Origin of the sequence: Aminobacter sp. P9b, assembly GCF_045345995.1 — a bacterium.
Lineage (GTDB): Bacteria > Pseudomonadota > Alphaproteobacteria > Rhizobiales > Rhizobiaceae > Aminobacter > Aminobacter niigataensis.
In genome coordinates this window covers 2,595,828-2,615,443 of record NZ_CP150082.1, presented here as the reverse complement: position 1 = coordinate 2,615,443, position 19,616 = coordinate 2,595,828, and the positions used below count along the sequence as shown (strand labels likewise).

Below are 19,616 nucleotides of genomic sequence, written 5' to 3'. Positions count from 1 at the left end.
GCGCCAATACCGCCGCGGCGCGATGTGATGACTTTGCAAGAATGCGGGCGCATTCTCGGCGGACCATCGAGGGTGCGCCAATGCTCGGGAACGCGTCGTTGCTGCTTGCGAGATTGCTGATTGCGGCACTGTTCGTACCGGCCGGCATCAGCACCTTGTCCAATGTCGCCGGCGCCGCCAGCTACTTTGCCGGACTTGGCTTTCCGCTGCCGACATTGGTCGCGTTGGGTGTCGGACTGTTCGAGCTGATTGGCGGCGCGCTGGTCCTGGTCGGCTTCCAAACCCGCATCGCCGCGCCACTGCTTGCGGCGTTCGCATTGTCTGCGGGTTTCATCGGCCACTTCGGCCAGGGTGGCGACGACCCGGCACTGCTTTTCATGCACCAGCAGGCGCTGATGAAGGACATCGCCACGGCAGGCGGCTTGCTGGCGCTATCTGTGGCAGGCGCCGGGGCGATCTCGCTCGATCGCATGCTCCGACGCCAGGCTATTTGACCGAGGTACTTGGCCCGTCCTCGACCGCCAGCACCAGCTTGCGGCCGGTAACCTTGGCGAGTTGTGCCAGCCGGCCCGCAGGACGCTCGCCATAGAGCTGACCAAATTCAGCAGGGATGACCAGCGCCAGCACGCCCCCGCCCCTATCTTCCCAGCGCAGCTTGGGCATGACACCGGGCATCGAGGCAGAGAGCAGATAAACCACGCGCATCATCGCCCCGAGGATGCGCGCCCGTTCGAGATAGCGCGGCGTCGCCAGCTCCTTCAGTTCCGGCGCGAAGCTGTCGTTGAAGACGCCATCATGCCTGAACAGATTTGCCAGGGCCAGAAATGCACGTCCGGGATGGTCGACGCCGATGAACGAAGCGTGTGCGATGATGTTGAGCGACTGCCGGCCGCGATATTCGGGATGCGCGCGCCAGCCGATGTCGGCAAGCAGGCAGGCGGCATGGCGATATCGCGCCTCCTCCTCGGTCTCATCGATGCCGAAGGCAGCGAATGCCTGCTTGGTCCACTCGGTCAATTCACGGGCATGGCGCACCGAACGTGCGCGCAGGACCGCCAGTTCCTCGGCCGCCGAGATCAGTGGATCGGATCGACGTACTTCCTCATCGAGCAGCGAAAACAGAAAGCCCTCGCGCACGCCAAGTGCCGACACGACAATCTTCGATGGCTCCATCGCGGCGATGATTTCCTGAAGCACCACGGCACCATAAGGTAGCAACGTGCGGCGGTTTTTCGACACGCCCTCGATGCCCTTGAGCTTTTCGACGTCGCCGCGTGCCACCTGCTTGAGAAACGGGATCATACTGGCGGGGTCGAGCTGGTAGTGATGCATCACCTCCAGCGGATAGTTGGTGACGCCCATGTGCAGCCGGGCGAGGTTTCGCCAGGTGCCGCCAACGGCATAGAAGGTCCTGCCTTGTCCGCCCTTGAGCAGTTTGGCACGCATCAGCTCGGTGCGGGCGATCTTGGCTGCCACGACAGGCGAACCCTTGGCCATGTCCTGGAGACGCAGTCCGCCCAGCGGAAGCGTGATGCCGTCGCCGATGTCCTCGCCTCTGACGTCGACCAGTTCGAGGCTGCCGCCGCCAAGATCGCCGGCGATGCCGTCGGCGGGGTGGAAGGCGGAGATCACGCCCAGCGCCGAAAAATGCGCTTCCTCGCGGCCAGTAAGCACCTGTATCTCGGTGCCGAGCACGCGTTCGGCACGCTCGATGAAATCAGGGCCGTTGATGGCCTCGCGGGCGGCAGCGGTCGCCAGCACATACATCTTCTCCGCGCCCGACTGCTCGGACAGCGCGCGAAAGCGCCGGAACTCTTCCATCGAGCGGGTCACGCCCTCCGGATCGAGCTTCCCAGTCGAGACGATGCCGCGGCCAAGGCCAGCCAGCATCTTTTCGTTGAACAGAAGCGTCGGCGAGCGCGCCAGGCCCTCATAGACGACGAGACGTATGGAGTTCGAGCCGATATCGATGATCGACAGCGGTCGGCGGTCCTTGAGCCGGCCCTGCGAAAGCTCGGCCATCAGCTGGCCGCCGCCTCCGCCTTCTTGCGACGTTTGAACTGGGCGATGCGTTTGGGTGCATGGGACTTCAGCGCGTCACCCCGTCCGGACAGGCTCGGATTGGTCATGAAATATTCCTGCGCGTTGAATGGCTCTTCGCCCTCGTCCAGCGTCACCCGGCGCGAGGTACCATCCGCCAATACTTCGAAACTTTGCTGGTTGTCCATGATGTTTCCAAGCATCACCTGCCCAAGCACCTGCTCGTGGACGGTCGAATGCGTGGCGATCGGGATCATGCATTCGACACGGCGATCAAGGTTGCGCGGCATCAGATCAGCCGAGCTGATATAGACCACGGCTTCGTCCGAAGGTAGGCCGTGGCCGTTGCCGAAGCAATAGATGCGGCTGTGCTCGAGGAAGCGGCCGACGATCGACCTGACGCGGATGTTCTCCGACAGTCCGGGCACCTGCGGCCTCAGGCAACAGATGCCGCGTACGACGAGGTCGATCTCGACGCCGCTGCGGCTCGCGTCATAAAGCGCGTCGATCACGTCAGGATCGACGAGCGAGTTCATCTTCATCCAGATCTGTGCCGGCCGGCCTGCGCGGGCATGTTCGACCTCGTCGGCGATGTGCTTGAGGATGCGGCTGCGCAGCGTATAGGGCGACAAGGCGATGCACATCTCGTCCGCCGGCTCGGCGTAGCCGGTGATGAAGTTGAAGATCTGCGCCACATCGCGCGCGATCGCCGAATCGGTGGTGAAGAACGACAGGTCGGTGTAGATGCGCGCGGTGATCGGGTGGTAGTTTCCGGTGCCGAGATGGACGTAGTTGCGCAGGCGGCCGTCCTCGCGGCGGACCACCAGCGACATCTTGGCGTGGGTCTTGAGCTCCAGGAAGCCGAACACGACCTGCACGCCGGCGCGTTCGAGATCGCGCGCCCAGCGGATGTTGGCCTCCTCGTCGAAGCGAGCCTTGAGCTCGACCAGTGCGGTCACCGACTTGCCGGCCTCGGCGGCGTCGACAAGGGCGCGCACGATCGGGCTGTCGTTGGACGTGCGGTAGAGCGTCTGCTTGATCGCCACGACCTCGGGATCGATCGCTGCCTGGCGCAGGAACTGCACCACCACGTCGAACGATTCGTAGGGGTGGTGGACGACGAAGTCCTTCTCGCGGATCGCAGCGAAACAGTCGCCGCGATGCTCGCGGATGCGTTCGGGAAAACGCGGATTGAAGGGCGGGAACTTCAGGTCGTCGCGCGGCACGGCGACGATCTCGGAAATCTGGCTGATGGCCAGCGGGCCGCTGAGGACGCTGATGCGGCTCGCCGAAACGCCCAGTTCGCCGGCAACGAAATCGCGCAGTTGGGATGGCATCTGGCTGTCGAACTCAATGCGGATGACCGAGCCGCGCCGACGCCGCTTCAATGCGGTCTCGAACAGCCGCACAAGATCCTCGGATTCTTCCTCGACCTCGATATCGCTGTCCCGAATGATCTGGAACGTGCCCGATCCCTTGACCTCGTAGCCGGGGAAAAGCTTACCGATGAACAGGTTCACCGTCTCCTCGATCGGGATGAAACGCACAGAGCGCTTGCGGTCCGGCAGCCTGATGTAGCGCTTCAGCGCCACCGGCAGGCGCAGCAGCGCCGTCATCTCCTCGCCGCTCTTGCGATGACGCAACTGCAGCGCGATCGAGAAGCCAAGATTGGGAATGAACGGGAACGGATGTGCCGGATCGATCGACAGCGGCGTCAGTACCGGGAAGATCTGCTCCATGAAGTGGTCCTCGAGCCACTTCCTTTCGTCCTTGCCGAGATCGGCCGCCGCTATGCTCTCGATACCCTCGAGCTTGAGCAGTTCCATCAGGCTCGACAGGCTCTTCTGCTGGTCTTCCTGAAGCCGTTCGACCTCGAGCAACAGCTGATTGAGCTGCTGTTCGGGGGTGCGCCCGTCGGCACTGCGGACGGTGATGCCTTCGCGCACCTGGCCGGCAAGACCGGCGACGCGGACCATGAAGAACTCGTCGAGATTGCCGGCCGAAATCGACAGGAAGCGGACGCGCTCCAGCAACGGATGGTTCGGGTTCTGCGACTGTTCGAGCACGCGCCGGTTGAACTGCAACCAGGAGAACTCCCGATTGACGAAGCGGTCGGGGTTGCCGTCGATTGCGCCGGTCGGCGACTTGTCGTTGACGAAATCGGTATGGACCGGCTTCAACTGATTCATATGCAAACCTTCCCCACTGCCGCGTTCCGCCGCTTATCCGGCTCAACTTATCCTCTGACAGGCAATTGCGACAGTTTCATTTCAGCATCTTGCAAACCCGCCGCTTATGATACAAACGCTGTCGAATAACGGCGTCGCGCGCCCTGTGGACGCGCCAAAGACGCCATGGCATTCATGCGCGCAGTTCCTCAGAAGGGAAAAACACCATGGCCGGCGGCTCCATCCCCCACTTCCAGAACGATGCTGGACATGCCGTGATCGAAATCGGCGTGAAGGAATTCATGTGCGTGGGCGCCAACCCGCCCTTCGACCATCCGCATGTGTTCCTCGACATGGGCGCCGATGCCGAAAAGGTCTGCCCCTATTGCTCGACGCTCTATCGCTACTCGTCCAAGCTGAAGGCCACCGAGACACTGCCGCAAGGCTGCCTCTACGTGGTCGACCGCGCAGCCTGACCCGCAAGCCGCGGTCATGCAATCGCGGCAGATAGTGGTTGCCGGAGCTGGCATTGCCGGGCTCACTGCAGCAATCGCCTTTGCAAGACACGGCTTTAGCGTTCGCGTTTTCGAACGCTCGCCGGCGCTTGAGGAAGTCGGCGCGGGGCTCCAGCTCTCCCCCAACGCAACCCGCATCCTCGACCGTCTTGGCGTGCTCGACCTGGTTAGCCCGTCGACCGTACGACCGGAGGCGGTGGTATTGCGCGATGCTGCAACCCTGAGCGAACGGGCGCGTGTGCCGCTGGGTGCTGCCGCAGAGCGCCGCTGGAAAGCCCCTTATGTGGTCGCCCACCGCGCCGACCTGCAGAGCGCGCTGCTCGCACGAGCGTCGGAAAGCCCATTGATCGAGATCGTGACGGACGCCACCGTCAGCGGGGTCGAGGCACAGGCAAGCGGCAACAGGATAACACTCACGCAAGCGGGCATCGTCTCCCACGAGCAGGCCGCGCTGCTGGTTGCAGCGGATGGCGTCTGGTCGTCGAGCCGGCGCCTTGTCGGCCCCAACGAAAAGAGCCGCTTCACCGGCGAACTGGCCTGGCGCACGACGCTTTCCGCCGATGGCGACGTCGGCCGGCATTTTGCCTCCCTGAGCTCCCCGGCCATGGTGACGACCTATCTTCACGCAGGCTTCCATCTCGTCGCCTACCCGATCCGGGCGGGGGCGGCGATCAACCTCGCCGCATTCACCCCGGGCAACTCGATAGCCGAGCAATGGTCGGGCGAGACCGATGCCAATGCGTTGAAACGCGCCATGCGCGGTACGGCTCCTGCTCTGTCCAGGCTGATCGACGAAGCCGGGCCATGGACGGTCTGGCCCTTGCACGCCGTCGACCCGACCCGGCCCTGGACCGCGCCAAGCGGCATCGCCCTTATCGGCGACGCCGCACACGCGATGACGCCCTTCGCCGCCCAGGGCGCGGCTATGGCGATCGAGGATGCGTTCACCCTGGCCGACGCCGTTGCCTCTGGACCCAACACTGCCAACGCATTGTCGCAGTGGGAGATGCTGCGGAAGCCGCGCGTGCGGAAAGTGGCGCGGCGCGGCGCGCTCAACCGCCTTGCCTGGCATGCCGCCGGGCCGGTGGCGATGGCACGCAACCTGTTCCTGAAGCTCAAGTCGCCGGACAGCCTCGCAGCCGACATGGATTGGCTTTACGGCTGGACCCCGCCCGGCTGGAAAGACGACGGCCGGTTGTAGAGGCCAAGAGACCAGTTGAGCGTCGCAGGCAGCGGGTTCCACCAGCCGGTCGTCAGTCCGGCCTGGCGCAAGGCGGCGGCTGTCCAGGTGTTGCAACCGGCAAGCGCGTTGAACTTGCCGTTGGCGTCGAAGAAGCCGTCATAGGCACCGTACGCAACCCCGGGAATGCGTTGAACGCCCGCACTGCCCCGCTCGAAGCTGCCGTCGATGAAGTCGAGCAGGGAGGCAAAACCTGCCTCGCTGATGTCGAACCGGCTGACCGTGGGTTGCGGCAGCGCTATTTCGCCGGCCAGGTCGACATGCATCACCGAGTTGTCGAGCGTCAGCGCCGCAAGCACAGGCGCGGGCTTCAGCTCCGACCATGTCGGCGTGCCGATGTAGAAGGCCTTGCTGCCCCAGCCGAACACCAGATAGCGCGCCGCCGGCAGGTCGGCCTGAATGCCGGCATCCAGCAGGAAGTCGAATTTTTCCAGCACGCCATCATCGATCGGCACGGCGATGTCAGTGTGGATCGGGTTGGTGAAAACGAGAATGTGGCGCGACGTTGCATCGCCTGCCGCAGCGCCGCCGAACAGCGGCCTCGGCACCAGGGTACCGAGCGCCACACCGGCGGCAACCAGCAGGGCAAGCATGCCTAGAAGACGTAATGCTCTTCGCAACGACTCTACATCCCTGCTGCTCTTTGCCGGTTCCAACAAAAAAGCCCGGCCGAAATACGACCGGGCTTCGCGGAATTTTCCAGCCGAGCCTAGTGCAGGATCTGGCTGAGGAAGAGCTTGGTGCGCTCGTGGCGCGGATTGTCGAAGAACTCGCCCGGCGTGTTCTCCTCGACGATCTGGCCCTGGTCCATGAAGATCACCCGGTTGGCGACCTTGCGGGCAAAACCCATCTCGTGGGTCACGCACAGCATGGTCATGCCCTCTTCGGCGAGGCCGACCATCGTCTCCAGCACTTCCTTGATCATTTCCGGATCGAGCGCCGAGGTCGGCTCGTCGAACAGCATGATGCGCGGGTTCATGCACAGCGACCGCGCAATCGCCACGCGCTGCTGCTGGCCGCCGGACAGCTGGCCCGGATACTTGTTGGCCTGCTCGGGGATCTTGACCCGGCGCAGGAAGTGCATCGCCTGCTCCTCGGCCTGCTTCTTCGGCGTCTTGCGCACCCAGATCGGCGCCAGCGTACAGTTCTCGAGGATGGTCAGGTGCGGGAACAGGTTGAAGTGTTGGAACACCATGCCGACTTCGCGACGGACCTCGTCGATCTTCTTGAGATCGTTGGTCAGTTCCTTGCCGTCGACGATGATCTTGCCCTTCTGATGCTCCTCCAGCCGGTTGATGCAGCGGATCATGGTCGACTTGCCCGAGCCGGACGGACCGCAGATGACGATGCGCTCGCCGCGCATGACCCTGAGATTGATGTCCTTCAGCACGTTGAATTCGCCATACCACTTGTGCATGCCGACGATGTCGATGGCGACATCGGTATCCGAGATATGCATCTTCGCCCGATCAACCTTGATCTCGTCGGCGCTGACTGCGTTTTCGATGGCCATGGGCCGTTCCCTTTTGTTGTTCGTTATCGCTTATGCCCGGTGTCGAGCCGGCGCTCCATGAAAATAGAATAGCGCGACATGCCGAAGCAGAATATCCAAAAGACAAGAGCTGCGAAGACAAGCCCCGAAGCCGGAGTCTGCGGCGAAGCCCAGGCCGCATCGGAGAAGTTCTGGCGCACGACGCCGAGCAGGTCGAACATCGAGATGATGTAGACCAGACTGGTGTCCTTGAACATGCCGATGAAGGTGTTGACGATGCCGGGAATGACCAGCTTCAACGCCTGCGGCAGCACGATCAGGCCCATCTTCTGCCAGTAGCTGAGACCAAGCGAGTCGGCGCCTTCATATTGCCCCTTGGGTATGGCCTGCAGGCCGCCGCGCACGACTTCGGCCATGTAGGCCGAAGCGAACAGCGACACGCCGATCAGCGCGCGCAGGAACTTGTCGAAGGAGACGCCCGCCGGCAGGAACAGCGGCAGCATGACGCTTGCCATGAACAGCACCGTGATCAGCGGCACGCCGCGCACCGTCTCGATGAAGATGACGCAGAGCATCTTCACAACCGGCATCTTGGAGCGCCGACCGAGCGCAAGCAGGATGCCGAAAGGCAGTGAGACCACGATGCCGACAAAGGACAGCGTAAGCGTCACCAGAAGACCGCCCCAGAGCGGGGTCTCGACATGCGGCAAGCCAAACACGCCACCGATCAGCAGGAAGTAGGAAACGACCGGAAGCACCAGGAAGAACAGGACAGAATTGAGCCCCTTGCGCGGGATGCGTGGAACCAGCAGCGGCACCAGCAGTGCCACGAACATGATCGCCACCAGGATGACGCGCCAGCGCTCGTCCAGGGGATAACGGCCAAACATGAACTGGCCGAACTTTGCCTTGACAAACGCCCAGCAGGCGCCCGACCAGCCGTCGGGCTGGATGCCGCCCTGCGCCACGGTGGCGCAGAACGTTCGATCGGTGCCGGTCCACTGGGCATTTACGATGGCCCAGTTGAACAGCGGCGGCACGATCATCGCCACGATGAAAAACCCCACGATCGACAACACCGAATCAAACGGGTTGGCGAACAGGTTCTTGCGCATCCAGGCCAGCGGCCCACGCTCGCGAAGCGGCGCCGGCTGCGGCAGCGCCATTTCGGTGCGGACGTATCCGATATCTTGCGACATGCCCGCCTCCTACCTTTCCACCAGCGCCATCTTGGCGTTGAACCAGTTCATGAAGGCTGACGTGATCAGGCTGAGACCGAGATAGACGACCATCCAGATGACGACGATCTCGATGGCCTGGCCCGTCTGGTTGAGCACCGTGCCGCCGACCGCAACCAGGTCCGGATAGCCGATGGCGATCGCCAGAGACGAGTTCTTGGTCAGGTTGAGGAACTGGCTGGTCAGCGGCGGAATGACGATGCGCAGCGCCTGCGGCACCACCACCAGCCTGAGCGCCTGCGCGGACCTGAGGCCAAGTGCGGCGGACGCCTCGCTCTGTCCGCTGCTGACGCCCCGGATGCCCGCGCGGACGATCTCGGCGATGAAGGCTGCGGTATAAAACGACAAGGCAAGGTACAGCGACAGGAATTCCGGTTTGATTTGCAGGCCGCCGGTCAGGTTGAACGTCGACTTCTGCGGAAAGTCGAAGCTGAGCGGAAAGCCAGTCGCGACCAAGGCCAGGAACGGCAGGCCGACGATCAGCGCCAGCGACGTCCAAAACACGGGAAATGTCGCGCCCGTGGCCATTTGCCTTTGCTTGGCACGCCGGGCGACGAACCAGGACATGGCAACGCCGAGCAGCAGCGCCACCGGGACCAGCATCGACCCGTCGCCCCAGACCAGCTTCGGAAAATAGAAGCCACGGCTATTGAGGAAGGAGCCGAAGGGCAGTTCGATGCTCTCCTTCGGCAGCGGCAGCACCGAAAGCACGCCGAAATACCAGAAGAAGATGACGAGCAGCGGCGGAATGTTGCGGAACAGCTCGACATAGACCGTGCAGATCTTGCGGATCAGCCAGTTGTGCGACAGCCGGCCGATGCCGATCAGGAAGCCCAGAATCGAAGCGGTGACAATGCCGGCGGCAGCCACAACCAAGGTGTTGATGAAGCCGACAAGCAAAGCGCGCCTGTAGGTCGAATCCGAATCGAAGGCGATCAGCGTATCGCTGACGTCGAATCCGGCGCGGCCGTTGAGAAAGGCGAAACCCGAAGCAATATTGGCGCGCTTCAGGTTTTCGACGGTATTTCCAATGATCCAGTAGACGAACGCCACAAGCGCAACGATCACGAGGACCTGGAAGAAGATGCCGCGCACCTTCGGATCGTAGAAAAGCGACGCGCGGCCGCCCCCTACGTCTTGGGGTATGTCCTGCGTAGCCATCGGAAGTCCCTCTGAAAGAGTAACCGGAAGGCAGAAGATCTGCCTTCCGGACGAGACTTCGGATCAGCGGATGGGCGGCGCGTACTGCAGTCCACCCTTGGTCCAGAGCGCATTGATGCCGCGGGCGATCTTCAGCGGGCTGCCCTGGCCGACATTGCGTTCAAAGACTTCGCCGTAGTTACCCACGGCCTTTACGATGTTGACGACCCAGTCGTTGCCGAGGCCGAGATCGGTACCGATCTTGGTGTCCGCTTCAGTTCCGAGGACGCGCTTGATCTCGGGATTGCCTGATGCCTTCATCTCCTCGACATTGGCCTGGGTGATGCCCAGTTCCTCGGCGGTCAGCAGACCGAAATAGACCCACTTGACGATGTGGTACCACTTGTCGTCGCCCTGGCGTACGGCAGGTCCGAGCGGCTCCTTGGAAATGATCTCGGGCAGCACGACGTGATCGTCGGGCGAGCTGAGCTTCAGGCGGATACCATAGAGACCCGACTGGTCAGTGGTGTAGACGTCGCAACGGCCGGCGTCATAGGCAGCGTCGACTTCTTCCAGCTTCTCGAAGACGACCGGGCTGTACTCCATCTTGTTCGCCTTGAAGTAGTCGGCGAGGTTGAGTTCGGTCGTCGTGCCGGTCTGCACGCAGACGGCGGCGCCCGACAGCTGGAGAGCGGAATTCACGCCCGGCAGCTTCTTGGCGTTGATCATGAAGCCCTGGCCGTCATAATAGGTGACGCCGACGAAGTTCAGGCCAAGTGCCGTATCGCGATTGATGGTCCAGGTGGTGTTACGCGACAGCATGTCGATTTCGCCCGACTGAAGTGCCGTGAAGCGCTCCTTGGCCGAAAGCGGCGTGAACTTGACCTTGGTGCCGTCGCCAAAGATCGCAGCAGCCACGGCGCGGCAGAAATCGACGTCCAGACCCTGCCAGTCACCCTTGTCGTTCGGCGCCGAAAAACCGGCCAGGCCGGTGCTGACGCCGCATTGCAGAAACCCCTTAGCCTTGACGTCCTCGAGCGTGCCGGCCGAAGCGGCAGTCGCCATAAGGCCGAGCGCAGCAGCCCCGAGAATGCCTGAAATGATGTATTTCATGACCCACGAACCCTTTTCTGTTTTTTCCAGGCTGTTGCCTGTCTTTTTAATGTGTGAACTCAGCATCCCCTATCCGGCCCATATCCGGATTGCGCACCTTGCCGGTGCGCTTTGCTGCAGTCCGGTTCACAAATGCCATCGAAGGCGATAATTCTTGTTAGGTCAAGCAATAAAGGCCTGCCGCCGCCGGCTCCGCCTTTAGTATTAGTCCGGCCTTGTCGCGCAGCTTCAAAGCGCATTGAACAGTTGTTCAACGCTCAGGCGGCTGGCAGCCTTTTCTGCCGCATCCCGGTTGCTGCCGGCAGCATCTTTCCGGGCCTCGGCCGGAACCCGACACGGCGGGCAGCAAGAAAGCGCGCCATGACGACGGTCAGGACGAAGCCGAACAGGAAGCCCGCCACGACATCCGAGGGATAGTGGGCCGCGGCCGGCACGCGGAAGGCGGACAGCATCAGGCAGACGAGGCCGATCGGCAGCCATTGGCGCGGAAACCAGATCATCAGGACGGCGGCAACGGTGCCGAGCGTCGTCGAATGCCCCGAGGGAAAGCTCGAGAAATACTTGCTCACCACGAACGGGTCGAAATGGTAGGCACCGAGTTCGCCGAACATCGAGGGGCGCGCGCGCCCGATAACGATCTTCACCAGATTGACGGCGATGCCGGTGATGGCAATCGAGCCGAACAGGAACGCCGCCTGGCCGAACCACGAAACGAGTCTAGCCCTGACGCGATAGCCTGAGTTTCTCCAGTCTGCGGTTGCCGTCACCAGATAAACCAGCAGTGCCGGGACCAGGTACCACTCCGACTTGCCGGCCTGGCTCGCCTGTGCAAGCCAGCGTGTGAGCTGGTTGCGGTTGGACAGTATGAAGTCCATGACCCGCGCGTCGACCACGAACAGCAAGAGGGCAGCCACCGCACCGACTGACACCAGCCATGTCAGTTCGCGCGTCCATACCGGCTCGTTCAAGCCGACGGGATCCCGCCAGATCCGGCGCCAGGAAACCGACACCGTTTCAGCGAGGCGCCCGAAATGGCCAGCCGGCCAGATCTGGCCCAGCCGAACGGCGGGCCGCGGCGGTTGCGCCGGCCCAGTCGGCGCACTATGGCTGGCGTCTTCGCTGAAAGGGTGCGGATTCATGACTCGAGACAACGGCAGGATCAAAGGCGTCAACACGCGGCTCGCGCATTCCGGCCACGATCCACACGGCTTTCATGGCTTTGTCAATCCGCCGGTCGTCCACGCCTCGACGGTTCTCTATCCCAACGCTGCAACGATGGCGGCGCGTGCTCAAAAATACACATATGGCACCCGCGGAACGCCGACGACGGATGCCCTTTGCGCGGCCATCGACGAACTGGAAGGCTCGGCCGGCACCATCGCCGTGCCTTCGGGGCTTGCGGCCGTCACCATCCCCCTGCTTGGCTTCCTCTCGGCCGGCGACCACATCCTGATCACGGATTCCGTCTACCACCCGACGCGCCACTTCGCCGACACCATGCTCAAGCGTCTCGGTGTCGAGGTCGACTACTACGATCCGCATGTCGGCGCCGGCATCGCCGCCCTCATCAAGCCGAACACCAAGGTGGTGCTCACCGAATCGCCCGCCTCGAACACATTCGAGATCCAGGATATCCCCGCCATATCAAAGGCAGCCCATGCCGCCGGCGCGATCGTCATGATGGACAACACCTGGGCCACGCCGCTCTATTTCAAGGCGCTCGATTTCGGCGTCGACGTCACCATCCACGCGGCGACCAAATACCCCGCCGGCCATTCCGATGTGCTGAGCGGCACGGTTTCGGCAAACGCCGACTGCTGGCCCAGGCTTCGCGAGGCGTTCTTCACGCTTGGCTGCTGCGCCGGTCCCGACGACGTCTACCAGGTGCTGCGCGGCCTGCGCACCATGGGCGTCCGGCTCGCCCATCACGAAAAGAGCGCGCTGGACATCGCGCGCTGGCTCGAAGGCCAGCCGGGCGTGGCCCGCGTGCTGCACCCAGGGCTCGAAAGCCACCCCGACCATGAATTGTTCAAGCGCGACTTCGGCGGCTCCAGCGGCATCTTCTCCGTGGTGCTGTCCGGCGGCGGCCAGAACAAGGCACACGCTTTCCTGGACGCGCTCGAGATCTTCGGCCTGGGCTATTCCTGGGGTGGTTTCGAGAGCCTGGCTGTGCCGGTCAACCTCAGCGACCGCAAGGTGGTCACCCCTTATGAGGGCCCGATCATCCGCCTGCAGATCGGGCTTGAAGATGTCGCCGACCTCAAGGAAGATATTGCGGCCGGGCTGCAAGCCGCCAACGCGGCGGAGTGAAGCCATCAGGCTCTCGATGCCGAGCCAGCACCAGACGACAGCCTGAGGCATGACGCGACAAGGACAGATTGAAATTCCGCGAGGAAGAGCATGACCACGTCCGACCGCCCCGCCGAGATCGCCCACTGGACCGAAGTCGAGCGCCCCGACGGCGAGACCTTTTCCGGTACTGACGAGTTGCGGGCCCTCGGCGCGCCGCTTGCCACTCATTTCGGCTTGCAGCGGCTTGGCATCCACCATGTCCGGCTGCCGCCGGGCCGGCGCACGTCGTTCCCTCACGCCGAAAGTCTGGAGGAGGAGTTCGTCCACGTGCTGGAGGGTGAGCCCGACGTCTGGCTCGATGGCCTCCTGCATCGCCTGAAGCCGGGCGATTCCGTCGGCTTTCCCGCGGGCACCGGACTGGCGCACAGCTTCCTTAACAACACAGATGCCGAGGTGCGGCTTCTGGTGGTCGGCGAGACCGCCAAGGCCGAAAACCGCATCGTCTATCCCGTCAATCCCGAGCGCAAGGCAATGCGCGACGACTGGTGGGACGACGCGCCTCAGCGGATCCTCAGCGACCATGACGGAGTGCCCGACCGGTTGCGGTCCAAGCGTTGAAAATTGGCCAGCGTCAAGAAAAGATGGCTGGCCAGGAACACGAACAGATCCGGTACGGTGGCGCGCTTTATCTATGCGAAATTACGGACAGAAAACGGACCGGCAGCCGTCCCAACTGCTCCGGCCCATGTGGCGAATGGCCTGCGAAGTGCAGGCTGTCACCGGGCCCCATGACATAACGCTTAGAGCCGATCCGGTAGGTCATCTCGCCCTCCAACAGGTAGAGAAACTCCATTCCGAAATGCTCGAACGATGGAAGGGTGTCCGTCTCCCGGTCCATGGTGAAGAGGTAGGTTTCTACCGTCAAGTTGTTCGGCTGGGAGTCAAAATAGCCAAGCAGCTTGTAGTGGTGGCCAGCACGGTTATCGCACTTTTCAACCGCAATTTCGTCCCCGGCAGGGACGAAGACGGCGTTCTCCTCGTACTCGCAACGGCGCAGAAACGTCGTGAGCGGGACATCAAGCGCCCGCGACAGCGCCTGGAGTGTGCCCAACGACGCGGAAATCACCCCGTTTTCGATTTTCGACATCATGCCGACGGAGATGCAAGCGACACCTGCGAGATCGGCTGCGGTCATGCCAAGACGCTTGCGGCAGGCGCGCACTTCCATTCCAATTGCTAGCTGCAGCCGATCCTCGCCGGGTTCGTTGGCAACATCCAGGCTCTGGTCCGGCGAAACCGACGTAAACATCTTGGCATCTTTCGCTGTTGGCAATGCGTAGCCTCTTTGCGCCGTGGCCTAGGCGGCCGGTCAAAAGGGTGGACTGAACCGCGAGCGCGCCGCCCGGCGGTAACGCACGCCGTTGGCGCCATACGCCCAGCAGACAATTCCGCTGGGCGTGTTTTGCTTCCTCAGACCGATTCGGGCGGCCGTCGCGGTTTGCCATCCGCCGAGATGCAGCGCGTGATGCCGTGACGGCGGTAATACTCCGCCGCTTCCCGCATTTCCCGGTCCTCATCGACGATGCAGCGATAGTGCCACCAGAGCCAGAAGCAGACGGCGGCTGCCACCAGCAGCCATTCGAACCCCTGGAAGGGGTAGAAGGCGCCGATGGTGTCGAGATTGGTCCAGTCAGTCAGTCCGGTTTCCATAGCTTGGGTCTCCTCCAATTGGTTGACAGTCAGAAACGCGCAGCTTCGTTGCGCTCAACCGCTTCGAATTCGGTGACCACGCCGGCGCCGTAGGGATAGATGTCCCGGTTATGCCAGGTGTCGGCGCCTGCCAGTTCCACTTCGAACGGTTCACGCAGGATGCCCATGCGCTGCAGCACCTTGGCCACCACCCAGGTGGCAAGAAAGCCAAACAGCCCGAAGGTGAGAACCGCACCGATGATCATGCCAATCGGATTGATCGCCGGATCTCCCGCCGGCGTCGTGCCCAGCCATCCAACCGAGCCTGCCCAGTTCTGCACATCGGGCGCGGCTGGTGCGGCGGGATAACCCCACAGGACGAAACCGCAGACGATGAGCCCCCAAACGCCTGCATAGCCGTGAACCGCAATAGCCCCGACCGGATCGTCGATGCGGAATCGGCGCTCGACATAATGGTGAAGCTTGAACGCGATCGCCGCGCCGGACGCGCCGATGAACATTGAAATCAGCGGATGGTAGAGATCATTACCCGCCGAGGCAGCGATGATGCCGGCAAGGCCCCCGGACAGCGTCCAGAACGGATCGCCGCGGCTGACCACGTAAGCCGCCATCAGACCACCAGCCAGCGACATCAGGAAGTTGAAGGTGATGGCCGAGAGCGTCGTGGGCGTTCCATAGATCGTCGTCGCAGCGAAGCGGACAGTTTCGGCGTCGCGGCTCACATCGACGATCGGAATGTTGCACGCCGCATAGAAGCCCCAGAACCCCGTGTAGATGATGAACAGGCCAAGGACCGACAGGAAGGAGTTGTGCGGCTTGATTTCCCGAACCTCGCCGTTTGGACCAAACTTGCCGATGCGAGGTCCCAGCACGATCGTCAAAGCCAGACAGGCACCGCCGGCGATGGCATGAATGACTCCCGATGCGTAAGCGTCGTGATAGCCGAGCAACTGCGTCGTCCAGCCCGTGGCGTTCCAGCCCCAGGACGCATGCCAGATCCAGGTGATCGATCCAACCAGGACGGACAGGATCATGAAGGCGCCGGTTCGTACCCGTTCAATCGCCACCCCAGAAAGGATGGCGCTCATCACCCACGAAAACAGCAGGAATGCCGCCCAGAAAACGCCCTGTATGTTGTCCTGGAAATTGGGGCCCATCTGCTCTGCCCAAGGCAGTGCCGCAGCCGTTGCCGCATTGGATATGACGCCGCCGAAAAGAAACGGCCCGTTGTTGAACGCCCAGTAGATCCACCAGGCAAACAGGAACCAGGTGACGGTCACAAGTGCCAGACTCATCGTGTGGCGGACCAAAGTCTGATTGAGATTCTTGGGGCGGGTCACGCCGAATTCATAGGCGAGCAGGCCGGCATGGATGAGAAACATCATGACGACAGTGACCCAATAGTAAAACTCTGTAAAAATTGTCGTTAGAGCAGTTAGTTCGTTGTTCATATGGTCCCCTGACATTTCTATTTCTATGGGCGACAGACAACAGTCGGCCCGTCGACCAAGCGCATGGCGCAATGGTCGAACAGCTCCTCCCCAGGGCGGCGGCGGACACATGAAATGACTTATGGCTTGCTCGGCTCGATGACGCGGCCAGCCACAGCTCTATTCATGGTCATTTGACGGAAGTGATGGACGCTAGACTTCAGAAGAATGCCATCGCGAGCGAGGCATTGGACACGCACCCAAAGCGTCAGAACCGCTTCCGAACGATACGCGACGGCCTCCTTACGTCAGCGTAAGAGAAGGGCCGTCCCTTGGTGTGTATCGAGGCGCAGGTCGTCCTGCACGATAGGAAGTTTACTTTCCTATCAGTGGAAATCAACTGGTCAGTACTGATTATTTTGGAATTGGCAGGGGATGCCTACTTCGCACATCCAAAGGCAGACGGATCGCGCCTTCGACGGGCTACAACACGAGCGCCAATTGCTGCTGCAGGATCGCCTCCAGGCCGGACTGCTGCCGCGCTTGAAGTGATCAACGTTGCAACCTTGCCCGGAAATCGAGCGGCCGCCATGAAGGCGGCGGGGGGCAGGCCGAAAACTTCCATGGAATCAGCGGCTGAAAATAGATTGGCGATCCCGACAGGATTCGAACCTGTGACCATCGGCTTAGAAGGCCGGTGCTCTATCCAACTGAGCTACGGGACCGCTGGCCGGCCCATGTCAGGCCGGCATGACCATGCCTCAGGTCGTCAGTGCGTCCAGGGCGTCCTGCGGTCATAGCGGAAATTGTCGGAGTAGGAAATCTGCCGGCGCTTGGCTTCCTTGGGCTCCTGCACGCGGAAGGCGATGCCTTCGCGCTCGGCGTAAGCCACCGCCTCTTCGCGGGTCTCGAAGGTCAGGCGGATCTGGCTCCTCATGTCGCCGGAGCTGGTGTAGCCCATCAGCGGATCGATCTTCTTCGGCTTCTCGGCGTCGAATTCGAGCACCCAGTGCCCGGTCTTGGCTTTGCCCGACTGCATGGCGGTCTTGGCGGGGCTGAAAATTCGCGCGGACATAATTCCCTCACTCGTGAGTCCGCAGCGTGCGCGGACATCCAGATGCGCCCGTCATTTACTGCGCAATCGTCATTGCTGCAAGGCGAAAGCCGGTTTCCGCTTTTTTGCCCTTGCCATGTCGAGCGGAAGCCACTAGGCACGGCGTCGAAATGTGATTTCGGAGTGTAGCGCAGTCTGGTAGCGCATCTGGTTTGGGACCAGAGGGTCGGGAGTTCGAATCTCTCCACTCCGACCATTCAAGACCTTGCAATCCCCCCGCCATACATAGTCAACGCTCGACTGCCAGAAGGCACCGCGCGCAACAGCGCGACGCCGCTCGTCCCTAGCTCGTTGGCGATCAGCGCTGGATATGGACGGCTGCAAAGGACGCGGCCGCAACCGGGAGAGACCAATGCGGCTCTCGCCAGCCTCAGGTCTTCGGGGACTTGAAATTGCGCTGATAGGTGTCCTGGATCAGCTTGCGCGAGGCTTCCTCCGCGCCCGCCTCATCCTTGGCCTCGATCGCGATGGCAATCGCCTCATGCATGGACAGCGAGTGGCCTATGCCACCGAAGGCGCGCATCGTCTTGGGGATACTCACGGTGAGTGCGGCGCGTATCACCGACGAAACAGGCAGCAGGAAGCGGTTGTGGGCGGCCTGGATGATCTGCAGGTGAAAGGCAATGTCGGCCTCGACCGACTGCCGTTCGTCGTCATACTGGCGCGACATCGCCTCGAAGGCGCGGCGAATGCCGGCCCGGTCGGCAGCGGTCGAGCGACGCGCGGCCAAGCCGGCGGCCATCGGCTCGATGGACAGGCGAATCTCGAACAGTTCCTCGGCAAGCGTCTCGCTGCTTTCGGAATCGTCCTGCCATGACAGGACGGTGGGATCTAGCGTGTTCCACCGATCGGCCGGCAGTACTCGCGTGCCCATGCGCGGCTTGGCCTCGATGAATCCCTTGGTCGACAGGATCTTCAGCGCCTCGCGCAGCGTCGTGCGGCTGACCTGCAGGCTCGACAGCAGTTCCAGTTCCTTCGGCAGCATGTCGCCCGGCTTGAGATCGCCGCGCGTGATGCGGCGGCCGATCTCGGCGGCGATCTGCGCCGGCAAGCCGCGTTCCTGCATCAGCATTGGCTTGGTCATGGCACCCGGTCCCGACATGGATTTTTGGCCGTAACAGCCGGCACGGCACAGCGCGCCGGAAATCTCGTCGGCGCGCTGTCATAATTCACAGCATTTGCGGCAATTCAACCAGCGCTTACGCGATGGTCCTGCGCTGCAGAGGCCCGAGGTCGGCGGCGAAGCGATCGATCATCGCAAGCCCGGTCGCGTTCGGACGCAGCGCGGGGCCGCGATCATGGACGGTCAATCCCGTGCGCAGGGCAAACAGACGCTTGCCGTAGCACAGCAGGTTCTCCAGCCCCTGCATGGTCGAGACGACAGCCGGAAGCATCCTGCGATAAGTCGCAAGCGCACCGTCTTCATCACCCGCGCGGAAGCTGTCATAGGCTGCGACCGCATAGTCGATGCAATCCGGCGCAAGGATCAGGCCACGACAGCCGATGCGCAGATTGTCGAGCATCTCCAGCCCGGCCCGGCCGTTGAAGATCGGCAGCTTGCCGCCGGTCGCCTCGACCAGGCCGGCGATGTCGACCACCGGCCCCTCGCCTTTCACCAACTGGACGTTCGGATGCTGGCGCACGAGATCGCTGATTTCAGTCGAGCTCAGCCCGCGGCCCATGAAGGCCGGCGCATTCTGGATGGCGACAGGCAGATCGGTCGCCTCCGCCACGCGGCCGAAGAAGCGGATGTATTCGGCCGCACCATATTGGCCGACCATCGGCGGCTGCAGGATCAGCCAGTCGGCACCGGCGCTTTCGGCGTGGCGGACCTGTGCGATCTGCTCGGCGACGGACGAGCCAAAGATGGTCAGCGCCAGCGGCACCCGGCCGCCGGTGTCTTCGGCGATCCAGTCCATGACGGTGCGGCGCTCGGCTTCGGTCAGCTTGGACACTTCGGTGGCAAGCCCGAGCGCCGCCATGCCGTGGACACCAGCCGACAGGCAAACCTCGACCTGACGACGCATCGCGTCACGGTCGAGCCGCTCCTGCTCATCGAACAACGCGTAGAGAATAGCGTGAATGCCGTGCATCTCGGCTACCGGAAAACGGGACATCGGCATC

Annotated in this window: 19 protein-coding genes and 2 tRNA genes; 6 read left to right on the top strand and 15 right to left on the bottom strand. The window is 62.5% G+C overall.

Features of this window, described 5'->3' with window-relative positions; translation table 11 throughout:
• Window positions 1-80: 80 nt before the first annotated feature.
• Window positions 81-494: a DoxX family protein gene (locus WHT83_RS12910; RefSeq protein WP_406871377.1), complete on the top strand. Its 414-nt coding sequence runs from the start codon at window positions 81-83 to the stop codon at window positions 492-494.
• Here WHT83_RS12910 and ppx read toward each other — a convergent pair.
• On the bottom strand, window positions 487-2,022 hold the full coding sequence (ppx, locus tag WHT83_RS12905) for an exopolyphosphatase (RefSeq protein ID WP_183262117.1): 1,536 nt from the start codon (window positions 2,020-2,022) through the stop codon (window positions 487-489). The two genes, WHT83_RS12910 and ppx, sit on opposite strands and share 8 nt — an antisense overlap.
• Window positions 2,022-4,229, bottom strand: a complete 2,208-nt coding sequence (locus tag WHT83_RS12900; protein ID WP_108608646.1) for an RNA degradosome polyphosphate kinase — start codon at window positions 4,227-4,229, stop codon at window positions 2,022-2,024. Before WHT83_RS12900 ends, ppx begins: the two co-directional genes overlap by 1 nt.
• A gap of 206 nt (window positions 4,230-4,435) precedes the next feature.
• On the opposite strand from WHT83_RS12900, the gene WHT83_RS12895 reads away from it, so the two are divergent.
• Together WHT83_RS12895 and WHT83_RS12890 are read left to right on the top strand one after the other, a co-directional pair.
• Complete coding sequence (locus WHT83_RS12895) at window positions 4,436-4,684, top strand: zinc-finger domain-containing protein (protein ID WP_055978849.1); 249 nt, start codon at window positions 4,436-4,438, stop codon at window positions 4,682-4,684.
• Window positions 4,685-4,700: 16 nt separating this feature from the next.
• Entirely contained in the window at window positions 4,701-5,924 is a 1,224-nt protein-coding gene (locus WHT83_RS12890; protein WP_406871376.1) for an FAD-dependent monooxygenase, read from the top strand.
• Here WHT83_RS12890 and WHT83_RS12885 read toward each other — a convergent pair.
• The 6 genes from WHT83_RS12885 to WHT83_RS12860 form a co-directional block, all read right to left on the bottom strand.
• On the bottom strand, window positions 5,879-6,556 hold the full coding sequence (locus WHT83_RS12885) for a TIGR02117 family protein (protein WP_108608649.1): 678 nt from the start codon (window positions 6,554-6,556) through the stop codon (window positions 5,879-5,881). The two genes, WHT83_RS12890 and WHT83_RS12885, sit on opposite strands and share 46 nt — an antisense overlap.
• 116 nt (window positions 6,557-6,672) lie before the next feature.
• Entirely contained in the window at window positions 6,673-7,476 is an 804-nt protein-coding gene (locus WHT83_RS12880) for an amino acid ABC transporter ATP-binding protein (RefSeq protein WP_055978835.1), read from the bottom strand.
• Between the two features lie 23 nt (window positions 7,477-7,499).
• Window positions 7,500-8,654: an amino acid ABC transporter permease gene (locus WHT83_RS12875; RefSeq protein WP_108608650.1), complete on the bottom strand. Its 1,155-nt coding sequence runs from the start codon at window positions 8,652-8,654 to the stop codon at window positions 7,500-7,502.
• Window positions 8,655-8,663: 9 nt separating this feature from the next.
• Complete coding sequence (locus WHT83_RS12870) at window positions 8,664-9,854, bottom strand: amino acid ABC transporter permease (RefSeq protein ID WP_108608651.1); 1,191 nt, start codon at window positions 9,852-9,854, stop codon at window positions 8,664-8,666.
• Window positions 9,855-9,917: 63 nt separating this feature from the next.
• Window positions 9,918-10,946, bottom strand: coding sequence for an amino acid ABC transporter substrate-binding protein (locus tag WHT83_RS12865; protein ID WP_055979263.1), 1,029 nt, complete (start codon window positions 10,944-10,946; stop codon window positions 9,918-9,920).
• A 257-nt stretch (window positions 10,947-11,203) separates the two neighbouring features.
• A complete protein-coding gene (locus WHT83_RS12860) occupies window positions 11,204-11,914 on the bottom strand; it encodes a phosphatase PAP2 family protein (protein WP_183262124.1) in 711 nt (236 codons plus the stop codon).
• 169 nt (window positions 11,915-12,083) lie between these two features.
• Here WHT83_RS12860 and WHT83_RS12855 point away from each other — a divergent pair, with 169 nt between their 5' ends.
• The gene (locus WHT83_RS12855; RefSeq protein ID WP_183262127.1) at window positions 12,084-13,256 is read left to right on the top strand and encodes a cystathionine beta-lyase; all 1,173 of its coding nucleotides are present in this window, start codon (window positions 12,084-12,086) and stop codon (window positions 13,254-13,256) included.
• A gap of 90 nt (window positions 13,257-13,346) precedes the next feature.
• The gene (locus WHT83_RS12850) at window positions 13,347-13,856 is read left to right on the top strand and encodes a cupin domain-containing protein (protein WP_406871375.1); all 510 of its coding nucleotides are present in this window, start codon (window positions 13,347-13,349) and stop codon (window positions 13,854-13,856) included.
• Window positions 13,857-13,923: 67 nt separating this feature from the next.
• On the opposite strand, the gene WHT83_RS12845 is transcribed toward WHT83_RS12850, so the two are convergent.
• From WHT83_RS12845 to WHT83_RS12825, 5 genes are all read right to left on the bottom strand, one after another.
• Window positions 13,924-14,547 (bottom strand): helix-turn-helix domain-containing protein, encoded by a 624-nt coding sequence (locus WHT83_RS12845; protein ID WP_406871374.1) that lies wholly within the window; start codon window positions 14,545-14,547, stop codon window positions 13,924-13,926.
• Window positions 14,548-14,708: 161 nt separating this feature from the next.
• Complete coding sequence (locus tag WHT83_RS12840; RefSeq protein WP_108608656.1) at window positions 14,709-14,948, bottom strand: hypothetical protein; 240 nt, start codon at window positions 14,946-14,948, stop codon at window positions 14,709-14,711.
• Window positions 14,949-14,977: 29 nt separating this feature from the next.
• The gene (locus tag WHT83_RS12835; RefSeq protein WP_406871373.1) at window positions 14,978-16,471 is read right to left on the bottom strand and encodes an ammonium transporter; all 1,494 of its coding nucleotides are present in this window, start codon (window positions 16,469-16,471) and stop codon (window positions 14,978-14,980) included.
• Window positions 16,472-17,026: 555 nt separating this feature from the next.
• Window positions 17,027-17,103 (bottom strand) — tRNA-Arg (locus WHT83_RS12830).
• A 44-nt stretch (window positions 17,104-17,147) separates the two neighbouring features.
• A complete protein-coding gene (locus tag WHT83_RS12825) occupies window positions 17,148-17,453 on the bottom strand; it encodes an ETC complex I subunit (RefSeq protein ID WP_183262132.1) in 306 nt (101 codons plus the stop codon).
• 158 nt (window positions 17,454-17,611) lie between these two features.
• On the opposite strand from WHT83_RS12825, the gene WHT83_RS12820 reads away from it, so the two are divergent.
• Window positions 17,612-17,688: transfer RNA gene (locus tag WHT83_RS12820), tRNA-Pro, on the top strand.
• Window positions 17,689-17,862: 174 nt separating this feature from the next.
• On the opposite strand, the gene WHT83_RS12815 is transcribed toward WHT83_RS12820, so the two are convergent.
• Together WHT83_RS12815 and WHT83_RS12810 are read right to left on the bottom strand one after the other, a co-directional pair.
• The gene (locus WHT83_RS12815; protein ID WP_406871372.1) at window positions 17,863-18,576 is read right to left on the bottom strand and encodes a FadR/GntR family transcriptional regulator; all 714 of its coding nucleotides are present in this window, start codon (window positions 18,574-18,576) and stop codon (window positions 17,863-17,865) included.
• A 115-nt stretch (window positions 18,577-18,691) separates the two neighbouring features.
• A complete protein-coding gene (locus WHT83_RS12810; protein WP_406871371.1) occupies window positions 18,692-19,609 on the bottom strand; it encodes a dihydrodipicolinate synthase family protein in 918 nt (305 codons plus the stop codon).
• Between the last annotated feature and the right edge of the window lie 7 nt (window positions 19,610-19,616).

Coding starts and splice junctions, on each gene's coding strand:
- WHT83_RS12895 (WP_055978849.1), top strand. CDS start 4,436: ATGGCCGGCGGCTCCATCCCCCACTTCCAGAACGATGCTGGACATGCC.
- WHT83_RS12845 (WP_406871374.1), bottom strand. CDS start 14,547: ATGTTTACGTCGGTTTCGCCGGACCAGAGCCTGGATGTTGCCAACGAA.
- ppx (WP_183262117.1), bottom strand. CDS start 2,022: ATGGCCGAGCTTTCGCAGGGCCGGCTCAAGGACCGCCGACCGCTGTCG.
- WHT83_RS12865 (WP_055979263.1), bottom strand. CDS start 10,946: ATGAAATACATCATTTCAGGCATTCTCGGGGCTGCTGCGCTCGGCCTT.
- WHT83_RS12890 (WP_406871376.1), top strand. CDS start 4,701: ATGCAATCGCGGCAGATAGTGGTTGCCGGAGCTGGCATTGCCGGGCTC.
- WHT83_RS12880 (WP_055978835.1), bottom strand. CDS start 7,476: ATGGCCATCGAAAACGCAGTCAGCGCCGACGAGATCAAGGTTGATCGG.
- WHT83_RS12900 (WP_108608646.1), bottom strand. CDS start 4,229: ATGAATCAGTTGAAGCCGGTCCATACCGATTTCGTCAACGACAAGTCG.
- WHT83_RS12840 (WP_108608656.1), bottom strand. CDS start 14,948: ATGGAAACCGGACTGACTGACTGGACCAATCTCGACACCATCGGCGCC.
- WHT83_RS12815 (WP_406871372.1), bottom strand. CDS start 18,576: ATGACCAAGCCAATGCTGATGCAGGAACGCGGCTTGCCGGCGCAGATC.
- WHT83_RS12825 (WP_183262132.1), bottom strand. CDS start 17,453: ATGTCCGCGCGAATTTTCAGCCCCGCCAAGACCGCCATGCAGTCGGGC.
- WHT83_RS12885 (WP_108608649.1), bottom strand. CDS start 6,556: ATGCTTGCCCTGCTGGTTGCCGCCGGTGTGGCGCTCGGTACCCTGGTG.
- WHT83_RS12810 (WP_406871371.1), bottom strand. CDS start 19,609: ATGTCCCGTTTTCCGGTAGCCGAGATGCACGGCATTCACGCTATTCTC.
- WHT83_RS12850 (WP_406871375.1), top strand. CDS start 13,347: ATGACCACGTCCGACCGCCCCGCCGAGATCGCCCACTGGACCGAAGTC.
- WHT83_RS12855 (WP_183262127.1), top strand. CDS start 12,084: ATGACTCGAGACAACGGCAGGATCAAAGGCGTCAACACGCGGCTCGCG.
- WHT83_RS12870 (WP_108608651.1), bottom strand. CDS start 9,854: ATGGCTACGCAGGACATACCCCAAGACGTAGGGGGCGGCCGCGCGTCG.
- WHT83_RS12875 (WP_108608650.1), bottom strand. CDS start 8,654: ATGTCGCAAGATATCGGATACGTCCGCACCGAAATGGCGCTGCCGCAG.
- WHT83_RS12910 (WP_406871377.1), top strand. CDS start 81: ATGCTCGGGAACGCGTCGTTGCTGCTTGCGAGATTGCTGATTGCGGCA.